12 protein-coding genes and 1 tRNA gene are annotated in these 13,970 nt (G+C 57.4%); 1 reads left to right on the top strand and 12 read right to left on the bottom strand.

The window, feature by feature from the left end; translation table 11 throughout:
* Positions 1-107 precede the first annotated feature (107 nt).
* A complete protein-coding gene (locus tag TPH_RS00265) occupies positions 108-440 on the bottom strand; it encodes a hypothetical protein (protein ID WP_148275799.1) in 333 nt (110 codons plus the stop codon).
* Here TPH_RS00265 and TPH_RS00260 point away from each other — a divergent pair.
* A complete protein-coding gene (locus TPH_RS00260; protein ID WP_015049222.1) occupies positions 400-2,514 on the top strand; it encodes a sigma-54-dependent Fis family transcriptional regulator in 2,115 nt (704 codons plus the stop codon). The two genes, TPH_RS00265 and TPH_RS00260, sit on opposite strands and share 41 nt — an antisense overlap.
* 130 nt (positions 2,515-2,644) lie before the next feature.
* Here the strand turns inward: TPH_RS00260 and TPH_RS00255 are convergent, their stop codons facing one another.
* The 11 genes from TPH_RS00255 to selA all read right to left on the bottom strand — a co-directional run bounded on the left by TPH_RS00255 (position 2,645) and on the right by selA (position 13,852).
* Positions 2,645-4,324 (bottom strand): FAD-dependent oxidoreductase, encoded by a 1,680-nt coding sequence (locus TPH_RS00255; protein ID WP_015049221.1) that lies wholly within the window; start codon positions 4,322-4,324, stop codon positions 2,645-2,647.
* A 352-nt stretch (positions 4,325-4,676) separates the two neighbouring features.
* Positions 4,677-4,773 (bottom strand) — tRNA-Sec (locus tag TPH_RS00250).
* 87 nt (positions 4,774-4,860) lie between these two features.
* On the bottom strand, positions 4,861-5,505 hold the full coding sequence (locus TPH_RS00245) for a CBS domain-containing protein (RefSeq protein WP_236608837.1): 645 nt from the start codon (positions 5,503-5,505) through the stop codon (positions 4,861-4,863).
* Between the two features lie 39 nt (positions 5,506-5,544).
* Positions 5,545-6,270, bottom strand: coding sequence for an ABC transporter ATP-binding protein (locus tag TPH_RS00240; protein WP_015049219.1), 726 nt, complete (start codon positions 6,268-6,270; stop codon positions 5,545-5,547).
* Complete coding sequence (locus tag TPH_RS00235) at positions 6,258-7,043, bottom strand: ABC transporter ATP-binding protein (protein WP_015049218.1); 786 nt, start codon at positions 7,041-7,043, stop codon at positions 6,258-6,260. Before TPH_RS00235 ends, TPH_RS00240 begins: the two co-directional genes overlap by 13 nt.
* Positions 7,012-7,980, bottom strand: coding sequence for a branched-chain amino acid ABC transporter permease (locus tag TPH_RS00230; RefSeq protein WP_015049217.1), 969 nt, complete (start codon positions 7,978-7,980; stop codon positions 7,012-7,014). Before TPH_RS00230 ends, TPH_RS00235 begins: the two co-directional genes overlap by 32 nt.
* 9 nt (positions 7,981-7,989) lie before the next feature.
* Positions 7,990-8,865, bottom strand: coding sequence for a branched-chain amino acid ABC transporter permease (locus tag TPH_RS00225; RefSeq protein ID WP_015049216.1), 876 nt, complete (start codon positions 8,863-8,865; stop codon positions 7,990-7,992).
* A gap of 85 nt (positions 8,866-8,950) precedes the next feature.
* Positions 8,951-10,153 (bottom strand): ABC transporter substrate-binding protein, encoded by a 1,203-nt coding sequence (locus TPH_RS00220; RefSeq protein WP_015049215.1) that lies wholly within the window; start codon positions 10,151-10,153, stop codon positions 8,951-8,953.
* Positions 10,154-10,274: 121 nt separating this feature from the next.
* Positions 10,275-10,406, bottom strand: coding sequence for a hypothetical protein (locus TPH_RS16135; protein WP_269077475.1), 132 nt, complete (start codon positions 10,404-10,406; stop codon positions 10,275-10,277).
* A gap of 114 nt (positions 10,407-10,520) precedes the next feature.
* Positions 10,521-12,428 carry a selenocysteine-specific translation elongation factor gene (selB, locus tag TPH_RS00215; protein WP_015049214.1) on the bottom strand — a complete coding sequence of 636 codons (1,908 nt, stop codon included), beginning with the start codon at positions 12,426-12,428 and terminating at the stop codon, positions 10,521-10,523.
* Positions 12,410-13,852, bottom strand: a complete 1,443-nt coding sequence (selA, locus tag TPH_RS00210; protein WP_015049213.1) for an L-seryl-tRNA(Sec) selenium transferase — start codon at positions 13,850-13,852, stop codon at positions 12,410-12,412. Before selA ends, selB begins: the two co-directional genes overlap by 19 nt.
* Between the last annotated feature and the right edge of the window lie 118 nt (positions 13,853-13,970).

Below are 13,970 nucleotides of genomic sequence, written 5' to 3'. Positions count from 1 at the left end.
GAAGAAAGGGTGATTCTAGGCATTTTTGAAAAACTTCTTAGAAAAAACGCATTCTCAAAATCGATCAACAAACAAACCGGGAGCCCCCTCCGTAACTCATCCCTGTTTCAATATTGGAACTGAAAGATTCCAGCGCTCGCTGACCGAAACTTCAGCGATTTTCCCTCTGGAAGCATAAAATCTCCGCGTAAAGAAGGCAGAAGGATAATCAAGACAAACAACGAAGATAAAAGCGATAAATCGACAAAATCCGCGCCTTCATTGGCTGACACCTCTGACACCGCATCTTCAAAGCCTTGACAAAACAGTTCCGGGTGTTCGCCCTTTGCACGCCCCTGCCCTGCAAACGTTTCAAGGTGGGTGTTAAGGCGCACCGCAAGCATGAGGAGGGTGATCGGTATGAGGAAGCCCTTGGTACAAATGCTCAGCCCGATGATCAAAAACAGAGATCGCCTTGTGAAGCAAACCCTTGACAAAAGCGATGTTCTCCTTATGGAAAAGATCAAAAAAAGCAAGCTGGAAATTCTCCACAACAGCTTCAGCCCTACCCCGAATGACTTAGTTCGACCCGTAGTAAACGAGTCATGGATCAGGTCGCGCAATTATAATCTTAAGCTCTTTGATTACAACTACGGTCCGACCCTGGACGGCGCTGCCTTTGAAGAACTGCTCAGGGAAAAAGGCCTGCTGCTGAAGGCAGCAGATCCATACCTCCTTAACCTGGAAACCATGCTCTCCCATACAAGCTGCATGGTTCTTTTGTCCGATGAAGAAGGGGTAATGCTGCGCGTATTAATCGGGAACCAAAAGCTGTTCAAAAAGATAAATAAAAGGTTCCAGCTGTCCCCGGGCGTAATTTGGACGGAAAAAACGATAGGGACTTGCGCCCACGGGATAAGCCTGCTGCTAGGAATCCCTATGCAAATCTGCGGCCCGGAGCACTACAGCGAAAAATTCGGGCAGATTTCTTGCTCCTCGGCTCCGATATTCGATGTGAACGACAATCTGGCGGCAACGCTCTCCATTGTCAGCCCTTATCTGCAGAATTCCCATTTTCTAAGCCTGGCGATTTCCACCGCCTGGGCCATTCAGAACGAATATCGGCTGGCGCTGAACAGGGAGCTGTTCGACACCGCTCTCGAGGCCACCGACGAAGCCGTAATAATCATCAACAGAAGAGGAATCATCACCAGGGCCAATGCAGCAGCCAGAAAAACACTCGATTTCTGGGGCAGAGATCTTATCGGGATGCCGATTGAAGACATCCTGGGGAAACAGCCTTTGGTGGACTTCGTGCTGAAGATGGGAGAGCCTGTAAAGGATGCCGAAATAGAAAGCGAGCGCTTAAACCGCAGGCTCTGTTTTTCCGCCCAGCCGCAAAAAGACCATAACGGCAATAATTTCGGCTGTGTGTTAACCCTGAAAGAGATCGAACGCGGCAGGAGAAGAGAAAAGCCGACCGGCCAGGCGCAAGCGGCGTTCACCTTCGATAAAATCGTGGGCAGCTCCCCTCAAATCATAAAGTCAATAGAAACGGCTAAAAGATTCGCCAGGCTGGATGTCAATATCCTCATTCAGGGTGAAAGCGGCACCGGAAAAGAGCTGTTCGCCCAGGCTATTCACAACGAGAGCCGGCCAGAAGGCCCCTTCATCGCCATAAACTGCGCTGCCATTCCCAAAAACCTGATCGCCAGCGAGCTTTTCGGCTATGAAGGGGGGGCGTTTACGGGAGCCGATCGGCAGGGACGGCCGGGGAAGATTGAACTGGCCAACGGAGGAACTCTTTTCCTGGACGAAATCGGAGATATGCCCCTGGAACTGCAGCCGGTGATCCTGCGGGCGATCGAAGAGAAAAGGATAATGCGCATTGGCGGCAAGCGGTACATCCCGGTCGACTTCAGGCTGATCACGGCCACCAACAAGAATCTACTGGATCTGGTGAAAAACAAACAGTTTAGAGAGGATCTGTACTATCGTTTGAAGGTGCTAGAGCTCAAAATACCCCCCTTGCGGGAAAGAGGCCCGGACACCGTAAGACTGGCCAAACACTTTATTGCTTTAGCGGCTCAAAAGCTGCAAATACCCGCTCCTTCTTTGAGCGATGAAGCAGTATTCCATTTATTGAAATACAGCTGGCCCGGGAACGTCAGGGAACTGGAGAACGCCATGTTTCACGCCGTTAGCATGTCAAGGAACGGGGTCATCGAACCGGGAGACCTTCCGGAGGAAATCGGCGCCTCACCCGCCCGCTGCCCTGTTAAAGACCACACCGGTCTAGAGTTGATCGCCGACAGCAGAATTGCCGCCGCACCCAACCTCTCCCTTAAAGAGATAGAAAAAATAACGATCATCCAGGCTTTGCTCCAAACGCAATACAACATCTCCGAAGCCGCGAAAATACTGGGAATGAGCAGGTCTACACTGTACAGAAAGATAAGAGACAACGGCCTGAAATTCATCACCCTCAACCGCAACACCAGACCGAAAGCACTGGGGCAATCACAACCACGATAGCATCCCCGATCGGCTTTGCCTCCTTCAGAAGCGAAAGAGGGATACCCGGGTACCACCTCTGCAGGTCAACCGACGCTTTAAGAGGGGCCTGAATTCAGGCCCCTCTTAGGAGGTAAACTTTTATTGCAATTCAACCCAACTCGACAACATATTTGCCGGCGAGATAACCCTGGGTATAGGCGCGACCATGGCTGTTGCCGGGCATGGTAACGCAGTAGTCGTTGGCGTAGTAGGAGCCCGAATTATTCCCGGCTGCATACAGCCCCGGAATAACGTTCAGGTCTTTATCCAGCACCTGCAGCTTCTCATTAACCCTCAGCCCGCCCAGAGTAACCAGCAAAGCCGTCGCCAGATGGGCGGCATAAAGGGGCGGCTTCTCGATGGTCGTCAGACAAACGGCACGCTTATGGAAGTCTTCATCGACACCCTTCCTCGCCAGTTCGTTGTAGCGCTCCACAGTCGCTTTAAAGGTCTCCACCGGCACCTTCATCTTCTGGGCCAGCTCCTCAACGGTATTGGCGCTCTTGATGACCCCTTTCTTAATCAATTCCTCGACCCTCTTCGGATCGTGAAATAAACTTTTCAGCGACTTGCAGGCGGTCATGCGAAACTTCGGCGCTTCCTCCGGCCATTTTGAATCCCATACCGTCCACCTCGTGCCGCCGGGCTGCTGCCTTACGGCATTGCTGATGTAGGCGTAGGGTAGGTCCTCGTTCATGAAACGTTCCCCGCGAATATTCACGCTCAGCCACGGCTGGCGCATAAGGGAGTCCGCCAGTCCCGGCTCCTCGACCATGCCGATATCGAACAGCATCGGCGCGTGAGGAGGCTCATCGATCGCTGCGCCGACCCAGAGGCCCATTTTATGCCCGTCACCGGTATTGGCCTTACTGTTATAGAGGTTCATGAAGCCTACGGCATGAGGGATATATTCTTTCAACATCTCCGGGTCGTTGCCGTAATCACCTGCACAAAGGACAACCCCCTTGGTAACGTTAAATCTGGTATAGGAACCGTCCTTATTCTTGGCGATTATTCCCGTCACCCGTCCCTTATTGTTGGGGCGGATAAGTTGTACCGCCGGAGTATTAAAGCGAACGTCCACTCCAACCTTCTTAGCATTAGTCAGCAATACCCAGGCCATTGCAGCCGTAGGTGGCAACGTCCCTTTGGGCATGACCTCCAGCGCTTCCTCCGGAGGATCTAACACAAAGGTCAGCGTCGGAAAGGTCTCGATGGTCGTATCAGGTATAGTGCAGTCCTCCGGCTTCCAAACCGTGTAAGTGCAGCCGAGTTCGGTCGCCATATCCAGCAGCCAGTCGTTGGCCTCGCCGCTGTATTCTGCAAAGAGCGAGACCACTTTTTGGTCGCCCTTATAACCGCCGAACCTCATTATCTCTCTTGTGATCTTCACCGGATCAATCCTGTTGCCTACCGATAACTGCGCCTTCGAGTTAACGGCACCGTAATCGTATCCGCGAAACCCCGGTATGTTGTTTTTCTCCAACAAAACGACCTTTGCTCCCAGCTGCCCGGCTCGCACGGCGGCGCACAATCCCGCAAACCCTGCGCCAACCACCACCACATCCGTATTCACAGTCTCCTTGATTTCCGAATCCGGAATCGGTTCCGGCGGCGTCAGAAAGCTCGGCTTTCTCGCTTCGTCTACCGGAGCCTGCACCTGCTCTTTGGGTTCTTTTTCCCCGCAACCGGCCAGCATCCCTAAGGAAGCAGCACCCACCGCACCGATCGCAGCACCCTTAATGAACGTTCTTCGTGAGATTCCCTTCCGTTCCCGAGCAGAACTCACGATCTCCTCTCCTCCCCTTGCTCTTAGTTTCTAATCGGCGCTCCTTTCCGTCTTGCCGGTGCACATTAAACAACACGCAAGATATTAAGGTCGATAAACTTCAAACGAGGCTTAAAAAAGACCTGCACTCAAGATTAGCATAGCACCCGCAGCAGCTTATTTTCATTGGTTCTATCCCACATAATTGTTTGTGTTGTTTATCCAAATGCAAGCGCTCCGTCATACATCGGGAAGGCCCTTACTAGTATCTCCCCGCCCGGACCGAAGCCGGCGGTGAAGAAAAAACACGGCAGAAAAAAGAAGAACTCAGGCTCTCCTTCCTGAGTTCTTCTTACCCCTCTTGCCGGAAAACTGGCGGGAGCGTGTGGGAATCGAACCCACCGGAGACGCTCTTCACGCCTCCCGCTGGATTTGAAGTCCAGGCGCACCACCAGGCACAAGCCGCTCCCGATGCCAGAGTTATTTTATCATATCCCAAAAGACCGTGTCCAGCCGGGCGGAGCAGGCCTCTAATTTCTGAAAGGCCCCTCCCGCCCTCAGGCATGCCCCTTCCAGGCGGCGGACTTGACCGAAATCCCCTCCTCTTTTAAGGCCTTGACGATATCTTCGGCGTTCGTCGTACGCAGCTGCAGCACCAGGGTCGCCCGGCCGAGCCTTTCATGAAACACCGCCAGGTGGGAGATGTCCCCCCCGTTCTTCCAGACGATCTCCGAGACCCGGACCAGCATCCCCGGCTTGTCTTCCAGCTCCAGCTCCAGCCGGGTGCCCGGATCCCGCAACCCCATCAATTCAATGAAGGCGTCAAAGATATCGCTTTCGGTAATGATCCCCAACAGCTTCCCGTCCTCAACCACCGGAATGGCGCCGATCTCGTTGTCCCGCATCATCAGTGCCGCCTCTTCGAGATAGGCATCAGGTGAGATGGAGATCACCTTCTGCTTCTTGATAATGGTGTCGATTTTGGTGCGCGCCAGCAGGTAGTTGAGCTCAAAGATGCTCAAAGATGTGGCCGGTGAAGGGGAGACCTCGCTCAAATCCCGATCGGTGACGATCCCCACCAGCTTCCCCCGGTCGAGAACAGGGAGACGCCTGAATTTGCCCTCTCTCATGAGCGTCAGGGCCTCGGCGATGGTCGTCTGCGGGGTGATGGTCACAGGGTTGGGAGTCATCTTGTCACGCACACGCAACTGAACCGCCCCCTTCGCAATAATTTATCCACATTAACCACCGAGATATGCCTTCTTAACCTCTTCCCGCCTGGACAGCTCCTTCGCCGGCCCCTCAAGGACGATCCTTCCCGTCTCCAGCACATAGGCGCGCTCGGCGATCTGCAGGGCCATCCTGGCGTTCTGCTCCACCAGCAGAATGGTGGTTCCCTCCCGGTTGATCTCCTCGATAATGGCAAAGATCTCCTTGACCAGCAGGGGCGCCAGCCCCATGGACGGTTCGTCCAACAGCATCAGGCTCGGACGCGTCATCAGGGCGCGCCCGATGGCGAGCATCTGCTGCTCCCCACCGCTCAGCGTCCCCGCAATCTGGTTCCTGCGCTCTTTGAGGCGGGGGAAGCGCTCCAGGACCCTCTCCAGGTCCTCCTTAATCCCCTGCTTGTCATTGCGGATGTAGGCACCCATCTCCAGGTTTTCGATCACGGTAAGATTGGCAAAAACCCGGCGCCCTTCGGGAACCTGGGCAATCCCGCGCTTGACGATGTCGTGGGCGGCCATCCTGGTGATGTCCTCCCCCCGAAAGGTGATCCTCCCCGAAGTCGCCCTGACGATGCCAGAGATCGCTCGCAATGTAGTGGTCTTTCCCGCACCGTTGGCTCCGATGAGGCTGATGATCTCCCCTTCCCCGACCGTGAGGTTGACCCCCTTCAAGGCCCAAATGGCGCCGTAGTGAACGTTGACATCCTCCAGGCTCAGCACCGGCTGCTTTATTCCTCCCATGCCGTCACCCCCTCATCAACTCCCAAATAGGCTTCGATCACTTTGGGATTTTGCTGGATTTCCTGGGGCGTCCCTTCGGCAATCAGGGAACCGTAGTTGAGCACCAGAACCCGCTCACAGAGGCCCATCACCAGGGACATGTCATGCTCGATCAAGATGATGGTCAGCCCGAACCGTTCCCGGATCCATCTGATCAAAGAAAGCAGCTCCTGCGTCTCCTGGGGGTTCATGCCCGCTGCGGGCTCGTCCAGGAGCAGGAGACGGGGTTTGGTAGCCAGCGCCCGGGCGATCTCCAGGCGGCGCTGCTCCCCGTAGGGGAGGTTTTTCGCCTTTTCCGCGGCGTACCTCTCCAGGTGCATAATCTCCAAAAGCCCCAGGGCCTCCTTTTCTATTTCCGATTCCCTGCGGGAATAAGGGGGAACCCGGAAGAAAGCAGGGATCAGCCCGTAGTTGAGAACCGACTGATAGGCGATCTTGACGTTATCCAGCACCGAAAGGTTGCCGAAAAGGCGGATATTTTGAAAGGTGCGGGCTATTCCCATTTTCGTTATCAGGTGGGGCGGCTTCCCCTTCAGGTCGCGTCCCTCGAACACGATGCTGCCGGAGGTCGGCTGATAAAGCCCGGTCAGGAGGTTGAAGACGGTCGTCTTGCCCGCACCGTTGGGGCCGATAAGGCCGACGAGTTCCCCCTCTTCGACGTTCAGATTGAAGTTGTTGAGGGCTACCAGACCACCGAAGCTCTTATTGAGCCTGTTCACGGTGAGCAGCGGCACCGAAAACACCTCCCCAGCGCTTAAAGATGTGCAAGGTCAGCTCTTTCTCCCCCAGCAGACCCTGAGGGCGGAAGACGGCGGAGGTGATCAGCAGCAGGGCGTAGAGGACCATCCGCAGCTCCGGGATAGCCTGAAGGGCGGTAGAGAGGATGGTGAGGAGAACGGCACCGACCACAGATCCCGTCAGGCTTCCCAGGCCACCCACCATGACCATCACCAGAACGTCGAAGGTGAGCAGGAAGGAAAACTTGGCAGGCTGGATGATGTAGAAGTAGTGGGCGTAAAGCACACCCGCCAGCCCTGCCAGCGACGCCCCGATCACGAAGGCCAGCACCTTATAGAAGGTGACGTTGATCCCCATCATGCTCGCCGCCAGGTCGTTCTCCCTGATGGCCAGGCAGGCCCTGCCGTGGGTGGAACAGATAAAATTCCGGATCAGCAACACCGATAAGACCACGGCGCAGAAGAGGATCGGCCAGTTGACGACGCGGGGTATCCCCAGAATACCCCTGGCTCCCCCCACATATTCGATGTTCACCAGGATCACCCTGATGATCTCCCCGAACCCTAAGGTGGCGATCGCCAGGTAGTCCCCTTTGAGCCTCAGCGTCGGGAGCCCCACAAGGAGACCGGCCAGAGCCGTTGCCAGCATCCCGCAGATGATCGCCAGTGGGAAGGGGAGCCCGAGCTTGACCGTGATCACAGCCCCCACATAGGCCCCCACGGCCATGAAACCGGCATGCCCCAGGGAGAACTCCCCGGTAAAACCGTTGATCAAGTTGAGGCTGGAGGCGAGGATGATATTAATCCCAATCAAAAAAACGCTGGTCAGCAGGTAATCGGAGAGAAGCCCGCTGTCGATCCCCACCTGCACGGCAGCGAAGATAACAACCAGGACGAAGATAAGAGCAATGTTGGCACTCCATCTCTTTTGCATTACATCCACCTACGCTTTCTCCTGTATGCCTTTCCCCAGCAACCCCGTAGGCCGGATTAAGAGAATCAGAATGAGAATACCGAAGGCTACGGCGTCCCGGTACATGGAACCCCCGAATCCGCTGACCAGGGCCTCTGTCATCCCCAAAAGAATTCCCCCCAACATGGCACCGGGTACACTCCCGATGCCTCCCAGCACGGCGGCAATAAAGGCCTTGAGGCCGGGCATCAGCCCCATCAGAGGCTGAACGGTGTTGAAGTATAAGCCGATTAAAAGCCCGGCGGCGGCCGCCATGGCGGAGCCGATGGCAAAGGTCACCCCGACTGTGGAATTGACGTTGACGCCCATCAGCTGGGCTGCCGTTCCGTCAAAAGAGACCGCCCTCATTGCCTTGCCGATGCGCGTCCGATAAATGATGTACTGCAGAATCACTACCAACACCAGAGTGGTTCCCAATACCAGCAGATCCTTGCTGGTGATGACGATACCTCCCACCCGGAAGATGCGTTCCTTGAGAATTGCCGGGTATGTCCAGACCTTTGGTGATAAGACGAACATCACCGCATATTCCAGAAATAAGGAAACACCGATGGCGCTGGTCAGAGCAGCCAGCCTGCTCACAGGGCGCACCGGCCTGTAGGCCACGCGTTCGATAACCACGCCCAGCAGAGAACAGACGATCATCGCCAGGACGAGGCTGGGGACAAACCCCAAACCGAGCAGGGCAGCGCCGAGAGCAACATAGGCACCCACCATCATGACGTCACCGTGGGCAAAATTGATCAGCTGGACAATGCCGTAGACCATTGTGTAGCCCACAGCGATCAAGGCATAGATGCTGCCGAGGGACAAACCGTTTAGCAACTGCTGGAGCAAATCCTGCATCCTCTCACCTCCGTTCGCGGCTACCAAGACAGGAAAAAGGGAAGGGCTTAAGGCCCTCCCTTACTTCCAACTGCCCCTTCTCCTTCTATTGCCTCGGCATCAGCTTGGTTACCAGCTGCTGTTTGCCGTCCACCATCTTGATGATGGAGACCTCTTTGACCGGGTTGTGTTTCTCATCGAAGGAGAGCTTGCCGGTGACACCCTCGAAGTCCTCGATCTCCTCCAGGGCCTGCCGGATCTTGATCGGGTCGGCCTCCCCTGCTTTCTCGATGGCCGCCGCCATCAGGTAACCGGCATCATAGCCCAGAGCGGCGAATGCATCGGGAATAACATTGTATTTCTTCTGATAGGCCTTGACGAAATCCTGAATCTTCGGAGAGGGATCCTCTACGGAATAATGGTTGGTGAAGTAGCAGCCATTGAGGGACTTGGCCTCGGCGATATTAACCAGTTCCGGAGAATCCCAGCCGTCCGCACCCATGAAGGGAACATCGATCCCGAGCTCCCGGGCCTGCTTGATGATCAGGCTCACCTGGTTGTAGTAAGCGGGAACATAAATGAAGTCAGGCTTCTTGGCGGCGATTCTGGTGAGCTGAGCCCTGAAGGCGTTATCGGTGCTGACAAAGCCCTCTTCCGCAACAATCTTGCCGCCCTTGGCAGTGAAGTACTCTTTGAAGTTCTCTCCCAGCCCCTTGCTGTAGTCATTGGTGGTATCCACCATGATGGCGCCGTTCTTCAGCTTCAGCTCGTCGGCGACGAAATTAGCCATGACCAGCGCCTGGTCCGGGTCGATGATGCAGATCCGGAACACAAAGTCCCGCACCTTGTTTTTCTCTTCATCAAAGGTGACCTGAGGAGCGGTGGCAGCGGTGGCTAGCAGTGGGATCTTGGCGTCGGTAAGAACCGGCTCTTCGGCCATGACATTCCCCGTCGTAGCCGGCCCGATCATGGCGACGATGCCCTGGGAAACCAGCTTGGTGGCAACGCTCAAGGACTCGGCGTTGTCGGACTTGTTATCCTGCACCAGCGGCTCGATCTTTTTGCCCAGGACTCCCCCTTTGGCGTTGATCTCCTCAAAGGCCAGCAGGATGCCGTTCTTGCAGCTGGTGCCGTAGGTGGCCACATTGCCGGAAAGCTCATAGTTTACCCCGATCTTGATGGTGTCGCCCGCAGCTCCCTGGGTTTTTTCCGTTCCCTGAGAGCCGCAGCCGGCGGCAAAGACGCTCAAGACAAAGACCAGCGCCGTGATTACGGCCAGGGCTTTACCCTTCCTCCTCCACAATCGCACTTAAAACATCCCCTTCCCGATTCGTTTTCTAAAAAAACAAAGTTATACAACGGACGACGACATGCGACCAGCTATCAGATACTCCAAAGGCTTATAACATCCTTCCACACTTCCCGGCCGGTTATTTGATGCATCGGCAAAACTCTTTATACAGAGCATCACTTCCCCGCTCCTTTTCAGCCCGCACCTTTCCCAGGCGCTCCTTCCAAAAAGACAACAGGCGCCTTTTGGCTGCCCTGATACCTACTGTCAAGCCGGGAATGCTCCAGCGCCACCCCCTTCTTTTTAGACTGCCAACGCCCGGCGCGATCAACAAACATTATTCCGATCTAATTCGGTAAACATCGGCAAAACCCTTCTAGTCGCATTAATTTTTTTGGAAATAGAGCATCCTTTTATCCCCAATCCTGCGCGTTTTTTTCAGGCGGTCGAAATGCTCCAGCAGCGGCAGACAGTAGCGCCGGGAGGTCCCCAGCAGATCCCGCGCCGTGGCCACCGTCATCTCCTGATGCTCCCGCAGATGAGCCTCCAGGATGTTCCAGGCCTGCTCCACCGCATCCCTGAGAAAATAGAGTTCCTCCCCTGCTTTGACCAATACGCCCGTCTGCAGGCAGTACTGAAGGAGTTCGCCGTCGTTTTCTAAAAGTCGCAGGATCTCCTCCGGCCCCGGTGGGGAGAAGGGGCAAGCGCTCAGCTCGGCCCGCAGCCGGTCGATAAGCGCCGCCTGCTCCGGGGTCGGGCTGGGGTTAAACCCCGGCATAACCAGGTTCTGGCCGTTGACGACAACCTCCCCAGCGGCAGCCCAGCGATCGAGAAGCGCCTGATACAAGCGCGCCGGGAGAAACTTGAAGTGGCGGGAGCGCAGCTCCTCCTTAGGAAAACCGCTGCGCAGAGGATAGCGGGAGTGATAAGCGGATAGAACCTCCTTCACCTTACCCAGCCACTCCTCATACAGGGCAAAGGGAACGGCCAGGGTCTCCCCGCCGAACTCGAACAGGAGGGCGTCCCCCTCTCTTTGCAGCTCATGAAGAATCTCCCGCACCTCCGCCTCTCCCAAACCGGTCCTGCCGGAGAGGTCGGCCAAGGAAAGGTGAGCGGTCGCGGCCCTAAGCTCCCCGGCAACCCTGGCGGAAGGGGAGCCGGTGAGCTTGAGCTCCAGCTGCCGCAGCACCTCCGGGCGGAACCGCTTGTAGCGCTTCCCCCCACATTCAATGATCTCCCCCCCGCCGATGGTCGTCACAGGGGAGTACTGTCTGATCACGTAGCGGTCGTGCACCGCTGCCACCACCGCCTCCTCCAGCTCGATCTGGACGACGGCGTCATCCCCGGGCCGGAGCTCATCGCGGTCGAGGAGGCGCACCCGCCCCAGGGCCTCTTTCGTCCCCAGGTGGAAGCGGATCCGCTGATAGTTCTTTAAAGGGTGAGGCGCCCGCTCCAGGAGGTGGAGAGCAGCGGCGACCCGCCGCACCGCCGGGAAGGCACCGGGGGTAACGAGCACATCCCCCCTCTTAACCTGGCCAACCTCCACGCCGGTCAGGTTGACCGCCACCCGCTGTCCCGCTCCCGCCTCCTCCACCTTTTGCCCGTGCACCTGCAGGGAACGCACCCTCCCTCTCAACCCCGAGGGCATGATCTCCAAGGCATCCCCGGTGTGCAGGGTGCCGCTGAAAAGCGTCCCCGTGAGCACAGTCCCGAAACCGGTGATGGTAAATACGCGGTCGATGGGAAGGCGCGCCTCCCCGGTGCGGGGCTTGGGGTTCACCTCCGCCGCTACCCCGGCCAGGGCGTCCAGCAACTCCTTCAGCCCTGCGCCGGTTACCGAAGAAACGGGAACTATCGGGGCATGGCGGAAGTGGGTGGGCTTGAGGAGCTCCCGCACGTCCTCCTCCACCAGGAGGAGCCACTCTTCATCCACCAGGTCCACCTTGGTAAGGGCGACTACTCCCTTTTGGACGCGCAAAAGCTCCAGGATGTCCAGGTGCTCGCGCGTTTGCGGCATAACCCCTTCATCTGCCGCCACAACGAAGAGCACCATGTCGATTCCGCCCGCACCCGCCAGCATGTTCTTGACAAACCTCTCGTGGCCGGGCACGTCAACCACCCCGGCGTGGATCCCGCCGGGCAGGCGCAAAGGGGCAAAACCGAGCTCGATGGAAATCCCCCGCTCCTTCTCCTCCTTCAGCCGGTCGGTATCAACACCTGTGAGCGCCTTAACCAGCCAGGTTTTCCCGTGGTCAACGTGGCCGGCGGTGCCGATTATGATAAAGGAATCCAATCGCTCTCACCTCCCGCCTTCTCTTCGCCAGCCGGCGTACCCGGCTCACCCCGCAGCGCCGCCTTCAGCGCCGCCGCCAGCTGTTCTTCTTCACCAGGCGCCAGGGTGCGGGGGTCGATGATAACCCGGTCCTCCCAGATGCGGACGATAACCGGAGGATCCCCCCGCCGCAGCCGCCCCGCCAGGGAGGCTGCCGTCATCTTCCCCGGGCGCAGGGAAAGCAGCGTCGTCGGAAGCTCAGCCAGCGGCAGGGAGCCCCCACCAACGCGCGAAGATCCGGGCATAATCTCTAATTTGCACTCCTCCCCTAAGGAAGCGGACAACATCTCCTTCAAAAAAATAGCTCTCCTTTCAATTTCGGAGTTTTTGAGGGAGATCATTCGCAGCACAGGAACGGCCTCTTCTGCCTTCCCCTCCAGGTAGAGACGAAGGGTGGCCTCCAGCGCCGCCAGGGTCATCTTATCCACCCGCAGGACGCGCAGCAGGGGGCTCTCCTTCAAGGCCTGCACCAGATCGGCCCGGCCGACGATAATGCCGGCCTGCGGCCCTCCCAGGAGCTTGTCGCCGCTGCAGGTGACCAGGTCCACCCCTGCGGCCAGACTCTCCCCGATCAGCGATTCCCCCGCCTCCCGGAACTCCAGCAGGTCAAAGAAGACTCCGCTGCCGGCATCCTCCATCACCGGGATCCGGTAGCTGCGCCCGATTGCCACCAGCTCCTGGCGGCTCACCTCCCTGGTGAATCCGACGACCCGGTAATTGCTGGGGTGTACCTTGAGGAGCAAGGCGGTCTCCGGCCCGATCGCCCGCTCGTAATCGCGGGGATAGGTCTTGTTGGTGGTGCCCACCTCCCTCAGGATGGCGCCGCTCTGGGCCATGATCTCCGGGACGCGGAAGGAGCCGCCGATCTCCACCAGCTCCCCGCGCCCAACCACAACCTCCCTGCCCCGCGCCAGGACATGGAGGGCCAGGAAAACCGCCGCCGCGTTGTTGTTAACCACCAGCGCCGCCTGGGCACCGGTCAGGTCGCAGAGGAGCTCCTCCACGTGGCTGTAGCGCTCTCCGCGGCTGCCCGTTTCCAGGTCGATTTCCAGATTACAGTAGCCCCCGGCGACCGCGGCCACCGCCTGACAGGCGGCTTCGCTTAAGGGTGCCCGGCCCAGGTTGGTGTGCAGAACGACCCCGGTGGCATTGATTACCGGGCGCAAACTGGGGCTGAGCCGCGACCGCACCAGGGCTGCCGTCTCTGCAGCCAGTTCCCCAGGCGCCGGCGGGTCGATGCCATTCTCCAGTATTTTCTTCCGCCAGCGCTCCAGCACCTGGCGCGCCGCCGCGGTGAGCAGATGTGTGGGGCAGCCCGCCCCGGAGCAGCGGTTGACCAGTTCATGCACGGCAGGCAGCTGCCGCAGCCGATCACGCTTATCCATTTAAGATCTTCCTTCCGGTGACTCCTTTTTGAAAACTTTCGATTCTGCGGTTAAAAACCCCTTCTTCCGGGCATATATATTTAACAAACGGATTGTATTTTTTACCATTGCGCTGCCC

Origin of the sequence: Thermacetogenium phaeum DSM 12270 (assembly GCF_000305935.1) — a bacterium.
Taxonomy (GTDB): domain Bacteria; phylum Bacillota; class DSM-12270; order Thermacetogeniales; family Thermacetogeniaceae; genus Thermacetogenium; species Thermacetogenium phaeum.
This window is presented reverse-complemented; position numbering and strand designations above follow the sequence as displayed.

Bases quoted from the DNA above. Each gene is read 5' to 3' on its own strand.
- TPH_RS00260 (WP_015049222.1), top strand. From the start codon at position 400: ATGAGGAAGCCCTTGGTACAAATGCTCAGCCCGATGATCAAAAACAGA.
- TPH_RS00240 (WP_015049219.1), bottom strand. From the start codon at position 6,270: ATGGGAGGAATAAAGCAGCCGGTGCTGAGCCTGGAGGATGTCAACGTT.
- TPH_RS00230 (WP_015049217.1), bottom strand. From the start codon at position 7,980: ATGCAAAAGAGATGGAGTGCCAACATTGCTCTTATCTTCGTCCTGGTT.
- TPH_RS00225 (WP_015049216.1), bottom strand. From the start codon at position 8,865: ATGCAGGATTTGCTCCAGCAGTTGCTAAACGGTTTGTCCCTCGGCAGC.
- selA (WP_015049213.1), bottom strand. From the start codon at position 13,852: ATGGATAAGCGTGATCGGCTGCGGCAGCTGCCTGCCGTGCATGAACTG.